The sequence below is a fragment of the bacterium genome (assembly GCA_030654305.1).
GTDB lineage: Bacteria > Krumholzibacteriota > Krumholzibacteriia > LZORAL124-64-63 > LZORAL124-64-63 > PNOJ01.
Genome location: JAURXS010000377.1, coordinates 1 through 4,622, shown reverse-complemented (window position 1 = coordinate 4,622; position 4,622 = coordinate 1). Strand labels below are relative to the sequence as shown.

5 protein-coding genes are annotated in these 4,622 nt (G+C 71.1%); 4 read left to right on the top strand and 1 reads right to left on the bottom strand.

Going from position 1 to position 4,622, the window contains the following annotated elements; all coding sequences use genetic code 11:
* Positions 1 to 184: 184 nt before the first annotated feature.
* Positions 185 to 1,252 (bottom strand): formylglycine-generating enzyme family protein, encoded by a 1,068-nt coding sequence (locus Q7W29_10850; GenBank protein ID MDO9172315.1) that lies wholly within the window; start codon positions 1,250 to 1,252, stop codon positions 185 to 187.
* 236 nt (positions 1,253 to 1,488) lie between these two features.
* Between Q7W29_10850 and nadE the strand changes: the two genes are divergently transcribed.
* The 4 genes from nadE to Q7W29_10830 all read left to right on the top strand — a co-directional run.
* Positions 1,489 to 2,496, top strand: coding sequence for an NAD(+) synthase (nadE, locus tag Q7W29_10845; GenBank protein MDO9172314.1), 1,008 nt, complete (start codon positions 1,489 to 1,491; stop codon positions 2,494 to 2,496).
* A 99-nt stretch (positions 2,497 to 2,595) separates the two neighbouring features.
* Positions 2,596 to 3,060, top strand: coding sequence for an Rrf2 family transcriptional regulator (locus tag Q7W29_10840; GenBank protein MDO9172313.1), 465 nt, complete (start codon positions 2,596 to 2,598; stop codon positions 3,058 to 3,060).
* A gap of 108 nt (positions 3,061 to 3,168) precedes the next feature.
* Positions 3,169 to 4,200 carry a phosphate acetyltransferase gene (gene pta / locus Q7W29_10835; protein MDO9172312.1) on the top strand — a complete coding sequence of 344 codons (1,032 nt, stop codon included), beginning with the start codon at positions 3,169 to 3,171 and terminating at the stop codon, positions 4,198 to 4,200.
* Positions 4,197 to 4,622, top strand: a 426-nt coding sequence (locus Q7W29_10830; GenBank protein MDO9172311.1) for an acetate kinase, incomplete at its 3' end; no start/stop codon positions are given. The genes pta and Q7W29_10830, both read left to right, overlap by 4 nt.

Below are 4,622 nucleotides of genomic sequence, written 5' to 3'. Positions count from 1 at the left end.
GCCGGGGGGGGCCGACGTGCCCCGCGGCTTCCGCATTGCCCGATCCGGGGAATAGCTGACGATCCTCCCGCCACGGGGGGCGCGCGCCGGTCACTTCCTGTGACCGGCGCGCTCGGCTATCGGGCTCCTGTGCCCTCCTGGCACAGGAGCCCGAAAGACGCCCCCGTGGAGGGAGGATCTTCAGCTATTCACCGGATCGGGCAATGCGGAAGCCGCGGTGCACGTCGGCCCGCCCCGGCTCCGTGTAGTGCCGGTTGGCCGAGCGGCAGTAGCGCGCGAAGTTGTCGAAGGCGCCGCCGCGGTTCACCTGGCCGAGCGACTCGCCCGTCGGGAAGCCGTCGGCGTCGGTCTCGTAGTAGCTGTCCCAGCACCACTCCCACACGTTGCCGTGCATGTCGTGCAGGCCCCACGCGTTCGCCATCTTCAGGCCCACCTCGTGGGCGCGCAGGACGGGGGAGCCGGAGTTCTGGCAGGACCAGCCGATCGCGTCGAGCGTCGGGTCGAGGGGCTCGCAGTCGATGTGCTGCAGGCTGCCATTGGCCAGTTCGGTGGCGCTGCCGGCGCGGCAGGCGTACTCCCACTCCACCTCCAGGGGCAGGCGGTAGCCGTCGTTCAGCGGGTTCCAGATCCAGTGCGTGCCGGAACCCTCGTAGACGGGAGTCAGGCCGTCGCGCACCGAGAGGGCGTTGCAGAAGAGCAGGGCCTCGTACCAGGTCACGCCGACTTTCGGCAGGCGCGAGCCGGAGGTCCCGCCCATCACCTGGTCCCACAGCGCCTCGGTCACCTCGAAGCGCGAGATCCGGAAGCCCGTGTTGAAGAAGTACTGCACCACGGGCTCGTCGTCGTTGCGGCCGGGCTCGTCGCGCTCGCTGCCCATGTAGTAGTCCCCCGCCGGGACCGAAACCAGGGCCGGGCCGATCTCCGGCAGGTAGGCGCCGGAGAACGTCGCCGCGCCGTCCGCTTCCAGTTGCCGGGTCGTCGACGCCGGGTCCGGGGTCACCCAGCCCGCGACGTCCAGCCAGACCAGGGTGTAGGAACCGACCGGCAGGTCGGCTAGCGTCGTGTCCCCCTCGGCGGACAGGCTGTAGCCGTCGGGGCCGCTCAGCTGCCAGGCGGCGGCGAGGTGGGCCGGCTCGACCCGGACCGTCAGCCCGGACGCCTGCGGGCCGGTCGGCTCGTCGTCGCCGCAACCCGCCGGCAGCAGGGCCAGGCCGGCCGCCAGCAGCAGGTGGAGGTGCTTCGTGACGCGCATGCTCGCTCTCCGTCCTCAGTGGCTGCAGAGGCCTTGGTCGCCGCGGTGGCCGGCGCGGGGCGCCGGTGGAAGGACATTATCGTTCCCGTGCGCGTCAGGCTCAAGTCAATAACGCGCGCGGCGCGGGCGGAGCGGCGCTCCGGGAGAATCCGGTCGACACCCGCAGGGCGTGCGATTACCCTGGTAGCCTGCGTTTACGGTGACACGACGTACCCGCCCTCGAAAGGGATGATCGGATGTTCGACCGCATGTTCGACCGCATTTTCGACCGCAACGTGCTGCAGCTGGATCTGGACCAGACCGTCGCCGAGATCTCCGAGCGCCTGCGCGAGCTGGTGTCGCGGCGGATGCTGCGGCGCGGCGCCGTGGTGGCGATGAGCGGCGGGATCGACAGCAGCGTCACCGCCGCCCTGGCGGTCAAGGCGCTCGGCCCGAAGAAGGTGTTCGGCCTGATGCTGCCCGAGCTGGATTCCAGCGCCCGCAGCCGCAGCCTGGGCGAGAGCCTCGCGCAGCACCTGGGCATCGACTACGCGGTCGAGGACATCGCCCCGACGCTGCGGGCCATCGGCTGCTACGAGCGGCGCGACGAGGCCATCCGCTCCGTCTTCCCGCAGTACGGCGAGGGCTGGAAGTCGAAGATCGTCCTGCCGGCCGGCCTGATGGACTCCGACCGCATGAACGTCTACCGGCTGGTGGTGCAGGACCCGCAGGGCGCGATGCACGAGGTGCGGCTGCCGCTGCAGGCCTACCTGCAGATCGTCGCCGCCACGAACTTCAAGCAGCGCATCCGCAAGACCATGGACTACTACCACGCCGACCGGCTGAACTACGCCGTCCTGGGCACGCCCAACCGGCTGGAGTACGACCAGGGCTTCTTCGTGAAGAACGGCGACGGCGCCGCGGACATCAAGCCCATCGCCCACCTCTACAAGACCCAGGTCTACGCGCTGGCGCGGCACCTGAAGCTGCCCGAAGACATCTGCTCGGTCGTGCCCACGACCGACACCTACTCGCTGCCCCAAGGCCAGGACGAGTTCTACTTCGTGCTGCCCTACGCCGAGATGGACCTGCTGCTGTGGGCGAAGAACCACGCCGTGCCCGCGACCGAGGCCGCGACGGCGCTGGGTTTGACCGCGGTCCAGGTCGAGCGCGTCTACCACGACATCGAGCGCAAGCGGGCCACGACGCTGCCCCTGCACCTGCCGCCGCAGCTGGTCGGCAGCGTGCCGGAGATCGTGAAGTAAGCCCAGGCGTCGGGGACCAAGGCGTCGGGGCTTGCTCCCCGGCCCCGCGCCTCCTATTGTTCGGCGAGAGGGGTCCGCCTCGAGCCAGGAGATTCGCGCATGAGAATCACCACCAAGGTCCGCTACGGCCTGCGCGCCCTGCTGCAGATCGCCGTCACCAAGGGCGACGACCCTGTCCCCCTGAGCGCGATCGCCGATACCCAGGAGATCAGCCGCAAGTACCTCGAACTGCTGGTCTCCTCGCTGCGCAAGTCCGGCCTGGTCGGCAGCCGCAAGGGCGTGCGGGGCGGCTACTACCTCACGCGCGATCCGCGCGACATCTCGCTCTGGGAGATCTTCTGCGCCCTCGAAGGCCGCACCCCCCTGGTGGAGTGCGTGCCCCACCCCGAGACCTGCGTGCGCGCGGAAGAGTGCACCACCCGCACCATCTGGGTCCTGCTGGACCAGCGGCTCCAGACCTTCTGGGAGTCGTTCACGCTGCAGGACCTCATCGACCGGCTGCCCGAGTTCCAGGACGGCGCGCCCGACCCCGCGCTCCTCGAGCGGGCCCTGCCGCTGGCCTGACGCCGCACCGCGCGATTCCGCCCCATGTTAGCGGTTTGACAATCCCTCAACCGCCAGCGAGGTTTGCCGAATAACGCCTGGAAGACAGCGCCTCCCGAGGAGAACGCCATGGATTTCACCGCCCGGCTCCGCCGCAACGCCGCCGCCCTGCGCAAGACCGTCGTGCTGCCCGAGAGCGGCGACGACCGCACCCTGGAGGCCGCGGTCCGCCTGCGCGACGAGGGCGTCGCCGAGGTCGTGCTGCTGGGCGCCCCGGGCGCCGTCTGGGACCGCCTCGGCGCCCTGGGCCTGCGCGGCGGGGACCTGCGCGTCGTCGATCCCGCCGACCACCCCGACCGCGAAACGCTGGCCGCGCGCCTCTTCGAGCGCCGCCGCCACAAGGGCCTGACCCTCGAGGAGGCGCGCCTGCAGGCCGCCGACCCGCTGTTCTGCGGCGCCCTGATGGTCGGGGCCGGCCTGGCCGACGGCATGGTCGCCGGCGCGGTCAACAGCACCGGCGACGTGCTGCGCGCGGGCTTCCAGGCCATCGGCACCGCGCCCGGCTGCAAGATCGTCTCGAGCTGCTTCGTGATGGTCAACCCCGCCTGGGAGTTGGGCGAGGACGGCATGATCGTGTTCGCCGACTGCGCGGTGAACCCCAATCCCGACGCCGACCAGCTGGCCGACATCGCGGTCGCCAGCGCGGCGACCGCCCGCGCGCTCTGCGGCTTCGAACCGCGCCTGGCCCTGCTGAGCTACTCCACCAAGGGCAGCGGCGCGGGGCCCGACGTCGACAAGGTGGAGCAGGCGCGGCTGATCCTGGCGCAGCGCGCCCCGGAGCTCGCCGTCGACGGCGCGCTGCAGGCCGACGCCGCCCTGGTCGCCGCCATCGGGCAGCGCAAGGCCCCGGGCAGCGCGGTCGCCGGCCGCGCCAACGTGCTGATCTTCCCCGACCTCGACGCCGGCAACATCGCCTACAAGCTGGTGCAGCGGCTGGCGGGCGCCGAGGCCGTGGGCCCCGTCATGCAGGGCATGGCGAAGCCCATCAACGACCTGTCGCGCGGTTGCAGCGCCACGGACATCGTCAACGTGGCGGCCATCACCGCGCTGCAGGCCGGAGGCGGCAAGTCCGGAAGCGACAAGTCCGGAGGCGACAGGTGAGGAACGTCCTGGTCATCAACTGCGGCAGCAGCTCCCTGAAGTACCAGCTCCTGGAGATGGACCACGAGACCCTGCTGGCCAAGGGCCTGGTCGAGCGCATCGGCCTGGAAGAGGGGAACCACGTCTACAAGCGGCCCGGCTGCGACGACGTCGTGGTCGTGCGCCCCGTGCCCGACCACAAGGCCGCCGTCGCGCTCGTGCTGGAGGCCCTGACCGACCCCGCCCACGGGGTCATCGGCAGCTACGCCGAGATCGCGGCCGTGGGTCACCGCGTGGTGCACGCGGGCGAGAAGTACGCCGGCAGCGTCATGATCACGCCCGACGTCATGGCGGCGCTCGAGGAGTGCTCCTCCCTGGCGCCCCTGCACAACCCGCCGAACATCGTGGGCATCCGCGCCGCGCAGGCGGTGCTGCCGGACGTG